The 19,941-nt window shown below is 69.9% G+C and carries 15 protein-coding genes; 11 read left to right on the top strand and 4 right to left on the bottom strand.

The window, feature by feature from the left end; all coding sequences use genetic code 11:
• Positions 1-63 precede the first annotated feature (63 nt).
• Entirely contained in the window at positions 64-2,724 is a 2,661-nt protein-coding gene (locus IM778_RS09975) for a non-ribosomal peptide synthetase (protein WP_194408759.1), read from the top strand.
• Here IM778_RS09975 and IM778_RS09970 read toward each other — a convergent pair.
• From IM778_RS09970 to IM778_RS09960, 3 genes are all read right to left on the bottom strand, one after another.
• The gene (locus IM778_RS09970; protein ID WP_194408758.1) at positions 2,700-3,752 is read right to left on the bottom strand and encodes an ABC transporter ATP-binding protein; all 1,053 of its coding nucleotides are present in this window, start codon (positions 3,750-3,752) and stop codon (positions 2,700-2,702) included. The two genes, IM778_RS09975 and IM778_RS09970, sit on opposite strands and share 25 nt — an antisense overlap.
• Positions 3,749-5,236: an ABC transporter permease gene (locus IM778_RS09965; protein WP_228484492.1), complete on the bottom strand. Its 1,488-nt coding sequence runs from the start codon at positions 5,234-5,236 to the stop codon at positions 3,749-3,751. Before IM778_RS09965 ends, IM778_RS09970 begins: the two co-directional genes overlap by 4 nt.
• 95 nt (positions 5,237-5,331) lie before the next feature.
• Entirely contained in the window at positions 5,332-6,360 is a 1,029-nt protein-coding gene (locus IM778_RS09960; protein WP_194408757.1) for an iron ABC transporter substrate-binding protein, read from the bottom strand.
• 177 nt (positions 6,361-6,537) lie between these two features.
• On the opposite strand from IM778_RS09960, the gene dnaE reads away from it, so the two are divergent.
• The 5 genes from dnaE to IM778_RS09935 all read left to right on the top strand — a co-directional run bounded on the left by dnaE (position 6,538) and on the right by IM778_RS09935 (position 14,082).
• Positions 6,538-10,056 (top strand): DNA polymerase III subunit alpha, encoded by a 3,519-nt coding sequence (dnaE, locus tag IM778_RS09955; protein ID WP_194408756.1) that lies wholly within the window; start codon positions 6,538-6,540, stop codon positions 10,054-10,056.
• A 121-nt stretch (positions 10,057-10,177) separates the two neighbouring features.
• Complete coding sequence (locus IM778_RS09950; RefSeq protein WP_228484491.1) at positions 10,178-11,182, top strand: hypothetical protein; 1,005 nt, start codon at positions 10,178-10,180, stop codon at positions 11,180-11,182.
• Positions 11,183-11,212: 30 nt separating this feature from the next.
• Entirely contained in the window at positions 11,213-12,514 is a 1,302-nt protein-coding gene (gene hisD, locus IM778_RS09945; RefSeq protein WP_194408755.1) for a histidinol dehydrogenase, read from the top strand.
• A gap of 33 nt (positions 12,515-12,547) precedes the next feature.
• Positions 12,548-13,036, top strand: a complete 489-nt coding sequence (gene nrdR / locus IM778_RS09940) for a transcriptional regulator NrdR (RefSeq protein WP_194408754.1) — start codon at positions 12,548-12,550, stop codon at positions 13,034-13,036.
• Positions 13,036-14,082, top strand: coding sequence for a quinone-dependent dihydroorotate dehydrogenase (locus IM778_RS09935; RefSeq protein WP_194408753.1), 1,047 nt, complete (start codon positions 13,036-13,038; stop codon positions 14,080-14,082). Before nrdR ends, IM778_RS09935 begins: the two co-directional genes overlap by 1 nt.
• Position 14,083: 1 nt before the next feature.
• Here IM778_RS09935 and IM778_RS09930 read toward each other — a convergent pair whose 3' ends face one another.
• Complete coding sequence (locus tag IM778_RS09930; protein WP_194408752.1) at positions 14,084-14,668, bottom strand: DUF3043 domain-containing protein; 585 nt, start codon at positions 14,666-14,668, stop codon at positions 14,084-14,086.
• A 45-nt stretch (positions 14,669-14,713) separates the two neighbouring features.
• Here IM778_RS09930 and IM778_RS09925 point away from each other — a divergent pair, with 45 nt between their 5' ends.
• From IM778_RS09925 to IM778_RS09905, 5 genes are all read left to right on the top strand, one after another.
• Positions 14,714-16,114 carry a dipeptidase gene (locus IM778_RS09925; RefSeq protein ID WP_194408751.1) on the top strand — a complete coding sequence of 467 codons (1,401 nt, stop codon included), beginning with the start codon at positions 14,714-14,716 and terminating at the stop codon, positions 16,112-16,114.
• A gap of 105 nt (positions 16,115-16,219) precedes the next feature.
• A complete protein-coding gene (gene erpA, locus IM778_RS09920; RefSeq protein WP_194408750.1) occupies positions 16,220-16,585 on the top strand; it encodes an iron-sulfur cluster insertion protein ErpA in 366 nt (121 codons plus the stop codon).
• 181 nt (positions 16,586-16,766) lie between these two features.
• On the top strand, positions 16,767-17,666 hold the full coding sequence (ctaC, locus tag IM778_RS09915; RefSeq protein ID WP_194408749.1) for an aa3-type cytochrome oxidase subunit II: 900 nt from the start codon (positions 16,767-16,769) through the stop codon (positions 17,664-17,666).
• A gap of 2 nt (positions 17,667-17,668) precedes the next feature.
• The gene (ctaD, locus tag IM778_RS09910; RefSeq protein WP_194408748.1) at positions 17,669-19,432 is read left to right on the top strand and encodes an aa3-type cytochrome oxidase subunit I; all 1,764 of its coding nucleotides are present in this window, start codon (positions 17,669-17,671) and stop codon (positions 19,430-19,432) included.
• Entirely contained in the window at positions 19,433-19,903 is a 471-nt protein-coding gene (locus IM778_RS09905) for a cytochrome c oxidase subunit 4 (protein ID WP_194408747.1), read from the top strand.
• Positions 19,904-19,941: the final 38 nt, after the last annotated feature.

Genomic DNA, 19,941 nt, shown 5'->3' with positions numbered 1-19,941 from the left:
AAATAAGGTTATGCTTACCTCATCCCCGTCCGTGTGATCTCGCGATCCAGCCCGGAGTCCTGCATGCCCCGTACCGACCTCGAGCCCGGTCTCTCCCTGCTCGGCGGCTCGCCCGACGATGCCGCGCTGATCACCCCCGATGGCGTCGTCACCTATGCCGACCTCGAACGGCGGATCGACGAGCGCGCTGAGCAGCTCGGGCCCGTGCGCCGGCTCGTGATGGCGTGCGCGGCGAACGACCTCGAGCCGCTCGTCACCTATCTCGCAGCGCTCCGAGGGGGGCATCCGGTGCTGCTGGTCGCGCCGGGAGACGACGACGCGTCACGACGTCATCGGGAGTCGCTGATCGCGCGATTCGATCCCGACGTGCTCGGGCTCGGCGCCGAGGACGGCTACTCCCTCGTCGAGAGGCGAGAGGGAACGGCTCACGATCTGCACCCGGAACTGGCGCTGCTGGCGAGCACGTCCGGCTCCACAGGTTCCCCGAAGCTCGTGCGCCTCTCGGCCGAGAACATCCGCAGCAACGCGGCGGCGATCGCGGAGTACCTCCGCCTCGATGCGCGGGATCGCGCGGCGACGACCCTCCCGCCGCACTACTGCTACGGCCTCTCGGTGATCAACAGTCACCTGCTCGCCGGTGCAGCGGTCGCCCTCACCGATCTGTCGGTGACCGACGAGGGCTTCTGGGAGCAGGCCCGCCGGCACCGCGTCACCAGCTTCGCGGGGGTGCCGTACACGTTCGAGCTGCTCGACGCGGCCGGCTTCGCCGAGCGGGACCTGCCGACCCTGCGCTACGTGACGCAGGCCGGGGGTCGACTCGCCCCCGAGGCCGTGCGGCGGTACGCGGAGCTCGGACGCGCGCGAGGCTTCGAGTTCTTCGTGATGTACGGGCAGACCGAGGCGACGGCTCGCATGGCGTTCCTCCCGCCCGAGCTCGCGGCCACGGCACCCGAGGCGATCGGCCGCCCGATCCCCGGGGGCCGATTCGTCATCGACGCCGAGCCCGGTGCCGAAACCGGCGAACTCGTCTACCTCGGACCCAACGTCATGATGGGCTACGCCGAGGCCCCGGAGGATCTCGCCCTCGGCCGCACGACAGATGAGTTGCGCACGGGCGATGTGGCGCGGCGACGCCCCGACGGGCTGTACCAGATCGTCGGGCGCATGAACCGGTTCGTCAAGGTTTTCGGGCTCCGCATCGACCTGGACCGGATGCAGGAGCTCCTGGCCGAAGAAGACCTCGAGGTGCGCACGGCGAGCGTGGACGAGCGCCTGCTCGTCTTCGCCCGCTCCGATCGGCTGGCACGCCGGGCACGCGCGCGTGCGGCCGCCCTCGCCGGCATCCCGGTGCACGCGGTGTCGGCCTATGCCGTGGCGGTGTTCCCCCGGACGGCGAGCGGCAAGCCCGACACCGCCGCCCTCGTGCGCCACGCCCGTGCCGTGGACGCCGGGCCCCGGTACGGCGGCGCCGTCGCGGGCGCGGTCGATGCCGAGGCCATCCGCGCGCTGTACGCCGGGGTGCTGGACCGCCCCGACGCCGGTGTGGACGACTCGTTCGCCGGCATGGGCGGCGATTCGCTCAGCTACGTCGAGGCCTCGCTGCGGCTCGAAGCCCTGCTCGGGCGGCTGCCGCGCGACTGGCCCGAGCTCACGGCACGCGAGCTGGCCGCGGCGCACGCGGACGCAGCGCGGCACGAGACGGCCGAGACCGCGGACGAGCAGGACGCGAGCGCCATCGATCAGCCGCCCGCCGTGACGGCGGACGCGGCATCCCGGCCTCGTCGCCCCCGTCTGCGCCCGCTCCGCGTGGAGACCCCCGCCGTGCTGCGCGCCCTCGCGATCGTGCTGATCGTCGGGACCCACGCCGACCTGTTCTCGCTGCAGGGCGGAGCACACCTGCTGCTGGTCGTGGCCGGCTACAACCTCGCGCGCTTCCAGCTCGCCGGCGGTGGCGGCGCCGCCCGCAGCGGACGGCTCCTGCGCAGCGCCGCCCACCTCGCCGTTCCGGCCGTCGTGTGGATCGGTGCGGTCGCCGCGGTCACCGCGATGTACGACCCCACCACGATCCTGCTGATCAACAACTTCACCCCGGGCGACGGCACATTCACGCCGCAGTGGCAGTTCTGGTTCCTCGAGGCCGCACTGTATGCCCTGCTGCTGCTCGCGGGCCTCTTCGCACTTCCGGCGCTGGATCGCGTCGAACGGCGCGCCCCGTTCGCTTTCGCTCTCGCACTGCTCGCCGTCGCCCTGGGGGCGCGCCTGCTCGTCGCCGGGGTGACGGCGGACGGTCTCGAGAAGTACTCCGCCGTCGTCGTGGTGTGGCTGGTCGCGCTCGGCTGGGCCATCGCCCGCGCCCGCACGACTGCGCAACGGCTGCTCGTCGCCGCCCTCGCCCTTGTCGCCATCCCCGGCTTCTTCGGCGATCTCGGTCGCGAGGCGATCGTTCTGGCGGGCACGCTGATCCTGCTGTGGCTTCCGGCCGTCCCGCTGCCGCGGTTCGTCGCGCCCGTCGTGGGCGTGCTGGCAGGGTCGTCGATGTTCGTGTACCTGACCCACTGGCAGGTCTACCCGCCCTTCGAGCAGTCCGCGCCCGCGGTCGGGCTGCTGCTCTCGTTCGTCGTCGGCATCGTCGTGTGGAAGGCGTACGGCAGCGCGACCCACGCGCTCTCGCGGTCGCGGGCTCAGGCACGTGCGCGGCGTCAGTCGGCGCGCACCGCGGGGTAGAGCACGACGCCGCCGTCGACGGCGACGTCGGCCCGCGAGCCCGGGGCGAGGCGGGCCGCCTGATGGGCGGGCACGCGATGGACCAGCTCGGTCCGGGAGTCGTCGCTCTCCAACGCCAGCCGCACATCGACGCCGGCGCCGATCGTCCGCACCTGCAGGACGCGGGCGTTGCCGGCATCCGCCGGCGTGATCGTGATCTGTGCGGGCCGCACCATCGCGCGCACCGTGGTGTCTCCCGGTGCGAGATCGTGACGGACCGGCAGGACGCCGAGAGCGCACGCGGCTCCCGCTGCGGTGCGCGTCGCGTCGAGGATCACGACGTCGCCGAGGAACGCGGCGACGGCCGCGTCCACCGGCGCATCGAAGACATCCGCGGGCGGACCGGACTGCACGAGCCGCTGGCCCTCGAGCACCCCGACCTGGACGCCGAACGACAACGCCTCCTCCTGGTCGTGCGTGACCAGCACCGCGGTGACACCCGTCGCCTCGAGGATCTCGACGACGGATTCGCGGGTGTGTGCGCGCAGGCCGGTGTCGAGTGCGCTGAACGGCTCGTCGAGCAGGATCACGCGCGGCCGCGGCGCCAGCGCACGGGCGAGCGCGACCCGCTGCTGCTGGCCGCCCGACAGCTCGTGCGGCATGCGGTCGGCCAGGGCCGGGGCGAGCGCGGTCAGCTCCATCAGCTCGCGCACGCGCCCGCGCGCTGGGGTGCCGCGCGCCAGGCCGAACGCGATGTTGCGCGCGACGGACAGATGCGGGAACAGCGCGCCGTCCTGCGGGACGTAGCCGAGCCCGCGACGATGGGTCGGAACGTGCGTTCCCGGTCCTGACAGCAGGCGCCCGTCGAGTTCGATCGTCCCTCGATCCGGCCGCTCGAACCCCATCAGCAGTCGCAGCAGCGTGCTCTTGCCGCTGCCCGACTCGCCGACCAGCGCGAGCCGGTGGCCGGTGGGCAGCTCGACGTCGACGTCCGAGAGCACCGTCTCGGTGCCGAAGGACTTCGACACGCCGGTCATCCGCAGGGTCATCGGGGGCTCCGTCGGGTGGCGTGGGCGAACATGAGCGCGACCGCCGGTGCCGACAGCAGCACGAGCGCGAGTGCGGACGGCGCGGCGGCGGAGTAGTCGAGAGAGGATGCCGCGGACCAGAACTCCGTCGCGATCGTGCGGGTGCCGGTCGGCGCGAGGAGCAGGGTCGCCGTCAGCTCGTTCGCGGCGCCGAGACCTACGAGCGCGGCGGCCGCGGCCAGCGAGGGAAGCAGGAGCGGCATCGTGATGACGAGCCGGGCGACCGCGGGGGAGCGGCCGAGCGAGCGGGCGGCCTGCTCGAGCGATTCGGGGACCTGGGCGAGGCCGGCGCGGATGGTCACGAGCGCCCGCGGCAGGAACAGGATCACGTACGCCGCGGTCACCGTCACGACGGTCTGATAGGTCGCCGGCACGAGGCGCAGCGAGACGACCACGAGGGCCAGCGCCACGATGATGGCGGGAAGGCTGCCGGCGAGGTAGGCCGCGCCCTCCAGGATGCGCGCCCCGCGGCCCGGGTATCGCACCGAGAGCCACGCGATCGGCAGGGCCACCGCGATGGCGCACAGCGCGCCGGCGACGGCGAGCGCGATCGTCTGCGCGGCCGCCGGACCGAGCGACGCGTAGTCAGCAGGCTGTGCGGCGGTCAGCCAGCGCACCACGGTCGTCAGCGGCACGACGACGCCGGCTGTCAGCACGGCCAGCACCGCGCCGAGCGCGACCGGCATCCACCGGCCGAGGCTCAGCCGCGTGGGCGGGTGAGCGCTTCCGCCGCCGACGCGCGCGTACGGGAGGCGGCCCCGAGCGGCGGCCTCGGCGGCGAGCAGTCCGACGGTCAGCGTCGTGAGCACGATGCCGAGACCGGCGGCGTTCGGGCCGGCGAAGGTCGACTGGTACGCGACGACGATCGCCGTGGTGAACGTGTCGAAGCGGAGGAACGCGAAGGCGCCGTACTCGGCGAGCAGGTGAAGACCGACGACGAGTGCGCCGCCCAGGAGGGCCAGCCGCAGCTGCGGCAGCACCACGCGGAAGAAGACGCCCCACGAGCCCATGCCGAGCGAGCGGGCTGTCTCTTCGAGCGCCGGGTCGAGTCCGCGCAGCGCCGCGAGCACCGGCAGATACACCAGCGGGTAGTACGCCAGCGTCGCGACGAGGACGCCGCCCCACAGGCCGCTGATGCCGGGCATCGCGCTCGCCCACCCGTAGCTGGCCACGAACGCGGGGATCGCCAGCGGCGCGGCCAGCGCCACGGCGAGCACACGACGGGCCGGAAGGGCGGTCCGTTCGACGAGCCAGGCCCCTCCGACGGCGAGGACGATCGTGCACGGCAGGCTGATGACGACGAGCAGCACGGTGTCGGTGAGCAGGCGCGCGATATAGGGCCGCATCAGGATCCTGGCGAGCTCGTCGGGGCCGAGCGCGATCGCCGACTGGACGACGTACCAGACCGGGACGAGGCATCCCGCCACCAGCACCGCGACGATCACGAGCAGGCCGACGGGTGCACGACGGCCGCGCGCCGGCGGGCGCGCGTGCGGCGGTGGAGCGGCGGCGGACGAAGCCTTCGCCGATGTGACGACGGTCAGAGCAGCCCGGCCTCGGTCATCAGCGCGATCACGGTGGGCCCGTTGAGCGTGGACGGATCGATGACGGGAGCCTCGAGCGAGTCGAGCGCCGGAAGCGACGGATTGGCGGGCACGCCTGCTGCCACCGGGTACTCGAAGCTGTAGCCCTCGCCGAGGATGCGCTGACCCTCGTCGCCGACCAGGAACGCCAGGAACTCCTGGGCCTCCTCCGGGTGCTGGGCGTTCGCGAGGACGCCGCCGCCCGAGACGCTCACGAACGCACCCGGGTCGGCGCTCCCGAAGTACTTCAGCGCGGTGTTGCCGCTGTTCTCGCGGGTGCCGTCCTGGTCGCGGTACCAGTAGTAGTGATAAATGATGCCCATGGGCACCTCGCCCGCATTGACCGCCTTCATCGTCACGATGTTGTTGCGGTACACCGTCGCGTTCTCGGCCATTCCCTCGAGCCATTCGCGGGCACCTTCCTCGCCCTCCGTCGCGACGACGGCGCTGACGATCGCCTGGAAGTCGGCTCCGCCGGGCGCCGCACCCCACAGGCCCCGGTACTCGGGGGAGGCGAGGTCGATGAGGGATGCCGGCAGCTCGTCCTCCGACACCAGGTCGGGGTTGTAGACCAGCACGGTCGACCGCGCCGCGATCCCGGTCCAGGCGCCGGATGCCGGGCGCCGCTCGGCCGGCACACGCTCGAGGGTGGCCGCGTCGACGTCCGCGAAGAGGCCCGCCTCTTCCACGAGCGACATCGCGGGCGAGTTCTCGGTGAGGAACACGTCGGCCTTGGATGCCTCGCCCTCCTGGACGAGCTGGTTGGCCAGTTCGCTGTCGCCGCCGTGACGCAGCACGACCTCGATCCCGGTCTCTGCCGTGAACGCCTCCGCCCACTCTTCCGTCAGCTGCTCGTGCTGTGCGTTGTAGATGACGAGCGCGTCGGGATCGGCAGGCGCCTCCGCGTCAGGCGAGGCGGCGCAGCCGGTGGCGAGCGCCCCGGTGGCCAGGACGGCGGCGACGACGAGACGGGGGCGTCTGGGCATGGCGGAACCTTCACGATCGAATTAGGGAGGTAAGGCTATGCTAACGGCCCCCACGAGCCGGACCTGCCCGGGCGCCACCATGACGTTCAACTCGAAGGTGAGCCGTTTCCGCCGCCCGGGCGGCCGACCCGCCGCCCGGGCCGCAGGCTTGTCGGGACCTCTTCGTAGACTCGATCCGTGGCATCCGACTCCTTCGTCCATCTGCACGTTCACAGCGAGTACTCGATGCTCGACGGGGCCGCCAAGATCGGCGCGATGACCCAGGCCGCCGCCGAGTACGGCATGCCGGCGATCGCGGTCACCGACCACGGCAACACCTTCGCGGCGTTCGAGTTCTACAACGCGGCGAACGCTGCGGGCGTGAAGCCGATCGTCGGGCTCGAGGCGTACGTCACGCCCGGCACGCATCGCAGCGACAAGTCGCGCGTGGCGTGGGGCACTCCCGAGCAGAAGAGCGATGACGTGTCGGGCTCGGGTGCGTACACCCACATGACGATGTGGAGCCAGAGCACCGAAGGCATGCACAACCTCTTCCGGCTCAGCTCGCTGTCGAGCATCGAAGGCTACTACTTCAAGCCGCGGATGGATCGCGAGCTGCTCGAGACCTACGGCAAGGGGCTCATCGCGACGACGGGCTGCCCTTCCGGCGAGGTGCAGACGCGTCTGCGCCTCGGTCAGTACGACGCCGCACGTGCGGCGGCCGCGGAGTTCCAGGACATCTTCGGCAAGGAGAACTACTTCGCCGAGATCATGGACCACGGTCTCTCGATCGAGCGCCGTGTCATGACCGACCTCCTCCGGCTGGCGAAGGATCTCGACATCCCGCTCGTCGCGACCAACGACTCGCACTACACGCACCAGCACGAGGCCGATGCGCACGCCGCGCTGCTGTGCGTGCAGTCGGGCTCGACGCTCGACGACCCGAACCGCTTCAAGTTCGACGGCGACGGCTACTACATCAAGACCGCGCAGGAGATGCGCCAGATCTTCCGGGAGCACCCGGAGGCGTGCGACAACACGCTGCTCATCGCGGAGCGCTGCGAGGTCGAGTTCAACACCAGCGCCAACTACATGCCGCGCTTCCCCGTCCCCGACGGCGAGACCGAAGACAGCTGGCTCGTCAAGGAGGTCGAGGCGGGCTTGCACTACCGGTACCCCGGTGGCATCCCCGACAAGGTCCGCAAGCAGGCGGAGTACGAGACCGGGATCATCCTGCAGATGGGGTTCCCCGGCTACTTCCTGGTCGTCGCCGACTTCATCAACTGGGCGAAGGACAACGGCATCCGCGTCGGTCCGGGTCGCGGATCCGGTGCCGGGTCGATGGTCGCGTACGCGATGCGCATCACCGACCTCGATCCGCTCGAGCACGGCCTCATCTTCGAGCGCTTCCTCAACCCCGACCGCGTCTCGATGCCCGACTTCGATGTGGACTTCGACGACCGCCGCCGCGGCGAGGTGATCGACTACGTCACCGAGAAGTACGGTTCCGAGCGCGTGGCGCAGATCGTCACGTACGGCACCATCAAGTCGAAGCAGGCGCTGAAGGACGCCGGCCGCGTGCTCGGCTTCCCCTTCAGCATGGGCGAGCGGCTGACCAAGGCGATGCCGCCCGCCGTCATGGGCAAGGACATGCCGCTGAGCGGCATGTACGACTCGCAGCACCCTCGATTCAAAGAGGCGAGCGAGTTCCGAGCCCTCATCGACTCCGATGCCGAGGCGAAGACGGTCTTCGACCGGGCCCTCGGGCTCGAGGGACTCAAGCGTCAGTGGGGCGTCCATGCCGCGGGCGTCATCATGTCGAGCGAGCCGCTGCTCGACATCATCCCGATCATGCGCCGCGAGCAGGACGGCCAGATCGTCACGCAGTTCGACTATCCGTCGTGCGAAGCGCTCGGTCTGATCAAGATGGACTTCCTCGGGCTGCGCAACCTCACGATCATCTCGGACGCCCTCGACAACATCCGGATGAACCGGGGCGAAGAACTCGATCTCGAGCACCTCGCCCTCGACGACCGTGCCGCCTACGAGCTGCTCACGCGGGGAGACACCCTCGGCGTGTTCCAGCTCGACGGCGGTCCGATGCGATCGCTCCTCCGGTTGATGAAGCCCGACAACTTCGAAGACGTGTCGGCCGTGATCGCGCTGTATCGCCCGGGACCCATGGGTGCCAACTCGCACATCAACTACGCGCTGCGCAAGAACGGTCAGCAGCCCGTCACGCCGATCCATCCAGAGCTCGAAGAGCCGCTCCGAGAGATCCTCGACATCAGCTACGGCCTGATCATCTATCAAGAGCAGGTCATGGCGATCGCGCAGAAGGTCGCGGGCTTCTCGCTCGGGCAGGCCGACATCCTCCGTCGCGCGATGGGAAAGAAGAAGAAGTCCGAGCTCGACAAGCAGTACGAGGGCTTCTCCGGCGGCATGAAGGAGCGCGGCTACGGCGACGACGCGATCAAGGCGCTCTGGGACATCCTGCTGCCGTTCTCCGACTACGCGTTCAACAAAGCGCACTCGGCCGCGTACGGCCTCGTGTCGTACTGGACGGCGTACCTCAAGGCCCACTACCCGGCCGAGTACATGGCGGCGCTGCTCACCAGCGTCGGCGACTCGAAGGACAAGATGGCGGTGTACCTCAACGAGTGTCGCCGCATGGGCATCAAGGTCCTGCCGCCCGATGTCAGTGAGTCGATCCGGTACTTCGCCGCCGTCGGAGACGACATCCGGTTCGGGCTCGGCGCGGTCCGCAACGTCGGTGCGAACGTCGTCGACGGGATCGTCGCGTCCCGCCACGACGAGAAGTTCTCGTCGTTCCACGACTTCCTGAACAAGGTGCCGATCCACGTCGCGAACAAGCGCACCGTCGAGTCGCTGATCAAGGCCGGCGCGTTCGACTCGATGGGCGACACGCGGCGTGCGCTGCTGGAGATCCACGAGGATGCCACCGAGGCGGCCGTCGACCGGAAGCGCAATGAGGCACAGGGTGCCATCGGCTTCGACTTCGACAGCCTCTACGACGCCGCGGAGGAGGTCGCGCCCCCGAAGGTCCCGCCGCGTCCGGAGTGGACCAAGAAGGACAAGCTCGCGTTCGAGCGCGAGATGCTCGGCCTGTACGTGTCGGACCACCCGCTCGCGGGATTGGAGATCCAGCTCGCCAAGCACGCCTCGACGAGCATCCACGACCTGCTCGCGAGCGAGGACGTCCAGGACGGCGAGCAGGTCACCATCGCCGGGCTGGTGACGAGCGTGCAGCATCGCGTCGCGAAGCAGAGCGGAAATCCGTACGGCATGATCACCGTCGAGGACTTCGACGGAGAGATCACGGTGATGTTCATGGGCAAGACCTACACCGAGTTCTCGCCGATGCTGCAGGCCGACTCGATCCTCGTGGTGAGAGGCCGGGTGTCGCGACGCGATGACGGGATGAACCTGCACGCGCAGTCCGCGTTCAGTCCCGATCTCGGCGCGCTCGACGATGCCTCGAGCCTCGTGCTGCTCATGCCCGAGCGGCGTGCGAGCGAGGGTGTCGTGGGCGAGCTGCTGCAGGTGCTGCAGCGTCACAAGGGCGACACCGAGGTGACCGTGAAGCTGCACAGCGGCACCGTCGCGAAGGTGTTCGAGGTGCCGCACACGGTGCGGATCACGCCCGACCTCTACGGAGAGCTCAAGGGCCTGCTCGGGCCCCAGTGCCTCGGCTGACGCTCCGCGTGAGCCTTGCAGACACGTGCGCCCGACGCGCACGTGGTCTCATCGGCGTCTCATACGCCGTGAGTAGTATCAGGACGACGCGGGCCCCGCCGGCCCGCCGGAAGGGACGATCGTGACGGACGAGCAGGGGAACGAGAACATCGACGTGGAGGCGACCTCGATCGAGGAGCCGCCGCAGTACGGGGTCGGACCGTTCTCGATCCGGGAGGTCGCACTCGCCGGGACGTGGCTCGTCGCCTTCGTGGTGTCGTTCTTCCCGGTGATCGGCGAGATCGGCCGCGGCCCGTCGGTGTGGAGCAACGGGATCGACTGGGTGCTGACCATCGGCGTGCCCACGGTCGCCGTCTTCCTGATCGCGCTGCGCCGTCTGTCGCCGCAGGGTATCCGCCGCGTCGGCTCGCTCGGCATCGACCAGTTCGCCTCCGTGGCCTTCTCGGTCTCGACCGTGCTGTGGCTCACGATGATCTGGAACAGCTTCATCACGCTCGCCGGGGAGCGGTTCTTCCCCGGCACGTGGGTCGTCTGGGTCGAGTTCTTCCTGATGCTCGCCGGCGTGGTGCTCACCGCGTTCGCACCGCTGATCCCGCCGTTCGCGCAGGACTTCCACGGGCGCCCCGAGGTGCCCGCGCACCGCAACGCCCGTCCGGTCCGCCCGGTGTCGCCGCGCCCCGCGCCGCTTCCGCGCCCCGACGCCGAGCCGGTGTACAACGACTATGCGGCCCCGGCGACCCCGGCACCGGCCGCCGGCACGCCGTACGCAGACTCCGGCGCCGCCGCACCGGCCGCGGCCGTGACCGACGACGCGCTGCCGGAGGGCACCGCACGCGAGGCTGCAGCCACGCCCGCCGAGCCGACCGCCGAGACCACCGCCTTCGAGCCCACGGCTCAGACCACGGCGTTCGAGCAGCCTGCCGCGACGACCACGCAGCACCAGGCGTTCTGGGCACTCGTCCCCGAGGAGCGCGACGTCGTGGACGAGATCGGAATCCCGGTGTTCCGCGTCGGTCCGACGGCGTGGGCGCTGGTGATCGAGGATCGTGGCGAGACGTTCGTCGTGCGCCACGAGGACGGCCGCATCGGCTATCTCCACGACGTCACCGGCGTCACGCGCGGTTAGTCGCGACCCTCGCCGCGGTACCGTAGTCGGATGCTCCGGACGATCGATCTGCGGGGACGCACGCTCTCTCGCGCCGAACTCCTCGCGACCGTTCCTCGCGCCACCACCGCGCGCGAAGAAGCCCTCACGACCGCCGCGCACATCGTCGACGACGTCGCCGCGCGAGGCGCGACTGCTCTGCGCGAGCAGGCCGAGCGCTTCGACGGGGTGAGCGGCCACGACCTGCGGGTGCCCGCCGAACACCTCGACGAGGCGCTCGAGGAGCTCGATCCCGCCGTGCGGGACGCGCTCGAGCAGGCGATCGGCCGCGTACGCGAGGCGTCCGCCGCCCAGGTGCCCGCCGCCGCCGTCACCGAGCTCGGCCCGGGTGCCCGCGTCGTGCAGCGCTGGCAGCCCGTGCGTCGAGTGGGCCTCTACGTTCCGGGCGGCAAGGCCGTCTACCCGTCGAGCGTCGTGATGAACGTCGTGCCCGCGCAGGTCGCCGGCGTGACCGAGATCGCCCTCGCCTCGCCGCCGCAGCGCGAGTTCGGCGGCCGCGTCCACCCGGTCATCCTGGGCGCCGCGAAGCTCCTCGGCGTGACGGAGGTCTACGCGATGGGCGGAGCCGGAGCCATCGGTGCGCTCGCGCACGGCGTCGCCGAGCTCGGCCTCGACCCGGTCGATGTGGTGACCGGACCCGGCAACAACTTCGTGGCAGCGGCCAAGCGCGCCGTAGCGGGCCTGGTGGGCACGGATGCCGAAGCCGGCGCGACCGAGATCCTCGTGGTCGCCGACGACACCGCCGACCCCCGGCTGGTCGCCGTCGACCTCATCAGCCAGGCCGAGCACGACGAGCAGGCCTCCGCCGTCCTCGTGACGACGTCGGAGCCGTTCGCCGCCCGGGTGCGCGACGAGGTCGTCGCACGCGCCGCGGCGACGCGGCACGCCGAGCGGGTCGCCGCCGCGCTGTCGGGTCCGCAGTCGGCGATCGTGCTCGTCGACGACGCGGACTCCGCGACGGCCTTCAGCAACGCCTACGCTCCGGAGCACCTGGAGTTGCACCTGGCCGACCCCCGGCCGGAGGAGTTCGTCCACGCCGGCGCGGTCTTCGTCGGCCCGCACTCGCCGGTGAGCCTCGGAGACTACCTCGCGGGCAGCAACCACGTCCTGCCCACCGGCGGCCAGGCGCGCTATGCGGCCGGCCTGTCGGCGGCGACGTTCCTCAGGCCGCAGCAGGTGATCGAATACGACCGTGACGCCCTCGCCGCGGTGCGCGACGCGATCGTGACCCTCGCGGAGGCGGAGGCGCTGCCCGCCCACGGCGAGGCCATCACCGTGCGGCTCCAGGACTGACCGGTCCGGTTCGCGTCGTAGGCTGTCACTGCCATGCATTGCCCTTTCTGCCGTCACGCCGATTCGCGCGTCATCGACTCCCGCACGAGCGACGACGGTCTCAGCATCCGTCGCCGTCGCCAGTGCCCGCAGTGCGGAGGGCGCTTCACCACGGTCGAGACCGCGAGCCTCAACGTCATCAAGCGGTCGGGCGTGATCGAGCCGTTCAGCCGCGAGAAGGTCATCTCGGGGGTGCGAAAGGCGTGCCAGGGCCGGCCGGTGACCGAAGCCGATCTCGCCGTGCTGGCGCAGACCGTCGAGGAGAGCATCCGGCAGACCGGTGCGTCGCAGCTGGACGCGAACGAGATCGGACTCGCGATCCTCGGTCCGCTGCGCGACCTCGATGAGGTCGCCTATCTGCGCTTCGCGAGCGTCTACCAGGCGTTCGACTCGCTCGAGGACTTCGAAGCCGCCATCGAACAGCTTCGTGTCGATCACGCGAGCCGCGCGACTCCGGACGCAGCGGAACCCGCCGAGGCCTGATGTATCCCCTTCTGTTCCGCACCGTGCTCTCGCGCATGGATCCCGAGACCGCGCACCACCTGGCGATGGCGGTGATACGGGTTGTGGGCGTCCCGCCGTTCGCGTGGGCCGCCCGCGCGATCACCCGGCCGGCTCCGGAGCTCGCGACCCCCGCGCTCGGGCTCTCGTTCGAGTCGCCCTTCGGCGTCGCGGCAGGATTCGACAAGGACGTCAAGGGGGCTGCCGGCCTCCACGCGCTCGGCTTCGGGCACGTCGAGGTCGGGACACTGACGGCCATCCCGCAGGAGGGAAACCCGCGTCCGCGGCTGTTCCGCCTGATCCCGGACCGCGCCGTCGTCAACCGCATGGGCTTCAACAACCACGGCGCCGAGGCCGCAGCGACACGGCTGCGCGCGCTGCGCCGTCGGTCGCGCCGCGCGGTCCTCGGGGTCAACATCGGCAAGAGCCGCGTCGTGGACGTCGCCGACGCGACCGCCGACTACGTGCGCAGTGCGACGCTGCTGGCGCCGCTCGCCGACTACCTCGTGGTGAACGTGTCGTCGCCCAACACGCCGGGCCTGCGCGGTCTGCAGGCCGTCGAGACGCTGCGCCCGCTGCTGGAGGCGGTCCGCGATGCCGCGGGGACGACTCCGCTCCTCGTGAAGATCGCACCCGATCTCCCCGACGACGAGATCGCCGCGATCGCGGGTCTCGCCGTCGAACTGGGGCTCGCGGGACTCATCGCGACCAACACCACGATCTCGCGCGAGGGTCTGGTCACCGATCCCGCGACCATCGCCGCCGCGGGTCAGGGCGGGCTGTCGGGAGCGCCGCTGAAGGCGCGCTCGCTCGAAGTGCTGCGGCTCGTCCGCGGCGTCGTCCCCGCACACTTCTGCGTGATCTCGGTCGGCGGCGTCGAGACGGCCGGCGATGTGAGGGAACGCCTGGATGCCGGGGCCACCCTCGTGCAGGGGTACACCGCGTTCCTCTACCGCGGGCCGCTGTGGGCTCGCCAGATCAATCGCGGACTCGCGCGCGCTGACCCCGCGCGTCGCCGCGCGGGCTGACTCAGACGGGCTTCTGGCCGCGCTTGACCTGTGGCTTCGGCAGGCGCAGGAATCGCATCTGCACCGTCCGCATCGCGGCGTACCAGCCGAGGCCCTTCTCCATCTTGTCGGCGCCGAACTTGCGCTTGACGGCGCGCTTGACGGTGATCGAGGTGATCACCATGTCGCCGATGACGATGAAGATGAAGATCCACAGGCCCACGAACGCGTAGTACTGCAGCGCCGGGACCGGAAGGAACGTGGCCAGGATGACGAGGACCATGGCCGGCATGACCGCCTCGCCGAGGTGCCAGCCGGCGTCGACCCAGTCGCGCACGAACTTGCGCTGCGGACCCTGGTCGCGCGCCGGCAGATAGCGCGGGTCGCCGCTGGCCATGCCCACGCGGGCCTTCTCGCGCTGAGCCGCGAGGTCGGCGCGGGCGCGCGCCTTCGCCTCTTTGGTGTCGGGCACGAGCGGGCGCTTGCGGGCCGCTTCCCGCTCGGCGCGTGTCGGGGTCGCGCGGCCCTTTCCGGCGGGGACGCCGTTCAGCACGGTGCCCTCGGACGGTGCGTCGTTGGACGAAGGAGCTTCAGGTGTCTTGGCCACAGTGATCCTCGGGACGGGAGACGGGGTGCGCTTAAGATTACCCGCATGACCTCCGAGCTCTCCCGACAGGATGCCGTGCGCGAAGCCGCGGCCTCCGGCATCCCCGCCGCCCTCGCCGATCTGGGTGCCCTCGTGCGCATCCCGTCGATCGCGTTCCCCGGTTTCGACTCCGCTGAGGTGCAGCGCAGTGCGGAGGCCGTCGCGGAGCTCGTGCGCGGCACGGGACTGTTCGAGTCCGTCGAGATCCGCACCGCCGCGATCCCCGGGACGGCGGACCAGGGCAACCCGGCCGTGGTCGCCACGCGCGCCGCACGCAACGGCCGGCCCACGATCCTGCTGTACGCGCACCACGACGTGCAGCCTGCCGGCGACGAGACGCTGTGGGAGTCGGCGCCGTTCGAGCCGACCGTGCGCGGCGGGCGCCTGTACGGCCGCGGCGCGGCCGACGACAAGGCCGGGATCATGGCGCACCTCGCGGCGCTGCGGGCGCTGAAGGACGCCGTCGGCGAGGACTTCGACCTCGGCGTGGCGCTGTTCTTCGAAGGCGAGGAGGAGGCGGGGTCGCGGTCGTTCGCGCAGTTCCTCTCCGACAACGCCGACGCGCTCCGCGCGGACGTGATCGTCGTGGCCGACTCGGGCAACTGGGACGCGAAGACCCCGGCGCTCACGGTGTCGCTGCGCGGCAACACCCGCTTCACGCTGCGTGTGAAGACCCTCGAGCACGCGTCGCACTCCGGCATGTTCGGGGGAGCGGTGCCCGACGCGATGATGGCGACGGTGAAGCTGCTCTCGACGCTGTGGGACGACAGCGGCGCCGTCGCGGTGACGGGACTGACCGAGCGGGATGCCGACACCCCGGCGTACAGCGAGGACACGCTGCGCGACGAGGCAGGGCTGCCCGACGGCGTCTCGCCGATCGGCCGCGGCACGATCCTCAGCCGCATCTGGAACAAGCCGTCCATCACGGTGACCGGCATCGACGCCCCCAGCGTCGTGAACGCCTCCAACACCCTCAGCCCCGAGGTCTCGGTCGTCCTCTCGGCCCGCATCGCCCCCGGGCAGACCGCCCGCGACGCCTACGCCGCGATCGAGGCGCACCTGCGCGCGCACGCGCCGTTCGGCGCGCAGCTCGAGTTCAGCGACCACGACTTCGGCGACGCCTTCCTGGTCGACACCTCCGGGTGGGCGGTCGCGGCCGCGCGCGAGGCGCTTCACGAGGGGTACGGCGTCGAGTCCGTCGACATCGGCGTGGGCGGCTCGATCCCGTTCATCGCCGATCTCGTGCGCGAGTTCCCGGGCGCGCAGATCCTCGTCACCGGGGTGGAAGACCCCCACGCCAAGGCGCACAGCCCGAACGAATCGCTGCACCTGGAGACGTTCCGCAACGCCGTCGTCTCGGAGGCGCTGCTGCTGGAGAAGCTCGACGCGCGCGCCGCGGACGCGTAGACACGCCGGGTTCGGAGCCACCTGGCGGCCGGCGCGCGTAGAATCGAGGCATCCCGCCGCCCGGCCGGGGTCGATCGAACCGGGCGGCCCATCCGGAGGAGTGCCATGACCGACACCGCACTGACGAGTGACCAGACCGTACGCGAGCACGGCGTGCTGCTGACCGATGCGGCCGCGCTCAAGGTCAAGAACCTGCTCGAGCAGGAGGGCCGCGACGATCTGCGCCTGCGCGTCGCTGTGCAGCCGGGCGGATGCAGCGGCCTGATCTACCAGCTCTACTTCGACGAGCGGTACCTCGACGGCGACAAGACCGTCGACTTCGAGGGGGTCGAGGTCATCGTCGACGACATGAGCGTCCCGTACCTCGACGGTGCGACGATCGACTTCAAGGACACGATCTCGGAGCAGGGCTTCACGATCGACAACCCCAACGCGGCCGGCAGCTGCGCCTGCGGCGACAGCTTCCACTGAGCCGACATCCGGATCGCTAACGATCCGAGCACTTTCCGGCGGGTCCGGGCGCTGCGAACAGCGCCCGGACCCGCCGTTTTCCGTCTCCACGACACGATCCAAGCTGGATGCTTGGCCTGAATCGCCTGGGCGCTTGCCCTAGACTGACTGGAGTCTTGTTCGCGATCCGGAAAGGTGCACCGTGCCTTCGAAACGCCGTATCCGCTGGGCCGTTCTTCCCCTCGGGATCGCAACGGCAGCAGTCCTTGCCGGATGCACCCCGACCGAGGCCAACGGGTTCCTCCCGGGCTTCGTCGAGAACGGTCCCGCGGCCACCGACAAGACCGAGATGGTCTCGGGGCTCTGGGTCAACTCCTGGATCGTGCTGCTCGCCGTCGGCGTCATCACATGGGGCCTCATGGGCTGGGCGGCCATCGCGTACCGGCGTCGCAAGGGCCAGATGGGCCTGCCCGTACAGCTGCGGTACAACATGCCGATCGAGATCTTCTACACGATCGTGCCGCTGATCCTCGTGATCGGATTCTTCGCGTTCACCGCGCGCGACCAGGCGATCCTCGAGACGCAGTACGACGACCCGGATGTCGAGATCACGGCCATCGGCAAGCAGTGGTCGTGGGACTTCCAGTACCAGGGCGAGACCGACGACGACACCGTGTGGTCGATGGGCGTCCAGGCCCAGACCGATGAGCGCGGCGACGTCATCAGCGAGCTTCCGACTCTCGTGCTGCCGGTCGACCAGTCGGTGAAGATCAAGCTTCAGTCCCGCGATGTCATCCACTCGTTCTGGATCATCGACTTCCTCTACAAGAAGGACATGTACATCGGGAAGGACAACTACTGGTCGTTCACCCCGACGCGTGAGGGCACGTACGCCGGCAAGTGCGCCGAACTGTGCGGCGAGTACCACTCGATGATGCTGTTCAACGTGGAGGTCGTGAGCGCAGCCGAGTACGAGGACTACCTCGACGAGCTCCGCGACGCCGGCCAGACCGGTGACATCGACGATGCGTACGACCGCCTCCAGAACCTCCCCGGCACGGGTGCAGGCAGCGAGGCGTCCGAGGAAGAGGGAGACCACTGATCATGGCGACGACGCTTCCGCTCGAGGAGACGACACCAGGTCGCCCGACCACCCTGCCGCCGCGTCAGGCGGCGCTGCTCAGCGCCTCGCGCGTCGAGCAGAAGGGCAACATCATCGTCAAGTGGATCACCTCCACCGACCACAAGACGATCGGCTACCTGTACCTCGTCTCGTCCGTCATCTTCTTCCTCCTCGGGGGAGTGATGGCGCTCATCATCCGCGCGGAGCTCTTCGAGCCCGGTATGCAGATCGTGCCGACCAAGGAGCAGTACAACCAGCTGTTCACGATGCACGGCACGATCATGCTGCTGATGTTCGCGACGCCGCTGTTCGCCGGCTTCGCCAACGCGATCCTCCCGCTGCAGATCGGCGCGCCCGACGTCGCGTTCCCGCGACTGAACGCCTTCGCGTTCTGGCTGTTCCTCTTCGGCTCGACGATCGCCGTCGCCGGGTTCCTCACCCCGCAGGGCGCCGCGTCCTTCGGATGGTTCGCGTATCAGCCGCTGGCCGGCGCGACCTTCTCTCCAGGCGTCGGCGGGAACCTGTGGATGCTCGGCCTCGGCATGAGCGGCTTCGGGACGATCCTGGGTGCGGTGAACTTCATCACCACGATCATCACGATGCGCGCACCCGGCATGACCATGTGGCGGATGCCGATCTTCTCGTGGAACACGCTGGTCACCAGCATCCTGATCCTGATGGCGTTCCCGGTGCTCGCCGCCGCGATCCTGGCGGCCGCGGCCGACCGTGTGCTGGGTGCTCACATCTACGACCCGCAGAACGGCGGCGTGCTGCTGTGGCAGCACCTCTTCTGGTTCTTCGGGCACCCCGAGGTCTACATCATCGCGCTGCCGTTCTTCGGCATCGTGTCGGAGATCTTCCCGGTGTTCAGCCGCAAGCCGATCTTCGGCTACAAGACGCTGATCTACGCCACGATCGCCATCGCGGCGCTGTCGGTCGCCGTGTGGGCGCACCACATGTACGTGACGGGCGCCGTGCTGCTGCCGTTCTTCGCCATCATGACGATGCTGATCGCGGTGCCGACGGGCGTGAAGATCTTCAACTGGATCGGCACGATGTGGCGAGGCTCGGTGACGTTCGAGACGCCCATGGTGTTCGCGCTCGGCTTCCTGGTCTCGTTCGTGTTCGGCGGTCTCACCGGCGTCATCCTCGCCTCGCCGCCGCTGGACTTCCACCTGTCCGACTCGTACTTCGTCGTGGCTCACTTCCACTACGTCGTGTTCGGCACCGTCGTGTTCGCGATGTTCGCGGGCTTCTACTTCTGGTGGCCGAAGTGGACCGGCAAGATGCTCAACGAGCGTCTCGGCTATGTGCACTTCTGGATGCTGTTCATCGGCTTCCACATGACGTTCCTCATCCAGCACTGGCTCGGTGTCGACGGCATGGTCCGCCGCTACGCGGACTACTCGGCAGCCGACGGCTGGACGTGGCAGAACCAGGTGTCGACCATCGGTGCGATCCTTCTCGGCGCCTCGATGATCCCGTTCCTGTTCAACGTGTGGATCACGGCGCGCAAGGCGCCCAAGGTGACTGTGAACGACCCGTGGGGCTACGGTGCGTCGCTCGAGTGGGCGACATCGTGCCCGCCGCCGCGCCACAACTTCACGTCGATCCCGCGTATCCGGAGCGAGCGGCCCGCTTTCGACCTGAACCACCCCGAGGCAGGCATCCCGGTGGGCGTCGGCCCGGCGAAGGACGCGCCCGAAGCCCCGGTTGCAGACATGGCCGACGGAGAGGTGAAGTAAGTGCGGACCAACACCGGACTCTGGTGGCTGCTGTCGGCGTTCTTCCTGCTGGTGGGCGTGCTGTACACCGGCTGGAACCTGCTCGAGAACTGGGCGGCCGCGGTCGAGGCGAACCCTGACGGGAACGCGTGGATCTACTTCACCGACTCGGTGGAGTGGGTCGGCACGGTCGCGCTCGTCTTCACCGCCTTCATGGGCGCACTCATCGCGTTCTACGTCGGCAAGGTGCACAAGGCGCAGCAGGGTGAGCTGCCCGAAGACATCCTGACCGCAGACATCGACGACGGCGACCCGGAGCTCGGCGAGTTCAGCCCCTGGTCGTGGTGGCCGATCGTGCTCGCCTTCTCGGCCGCGCTCGGCATGATCGGGCTCGCGGTCGGTGTCTGGCTCATGCCCATCGGCATCGCCGTGTTCGTCGTCGCGATCGTCGGCTGGGTCTACGAGTACTACCGCGGTCACTTCGCCCGCTGAGCACTGCCGCTGAGCACTGCTGGCAGATGCCGATCCGG

The organism is Microbacterium cremeum (assembly GCF_015277855.1).
In the GTDB taxonomy this organism is placed as follows: Bacteria; Actinomycetota; Actinomycetes; order Actinomycetales; family Microbacteriaceae; genus Microbacterium; species Microbacterium cremeum.
This window is presented reverse-complemented; position numbering and strand designations above follow the sequence as displayed.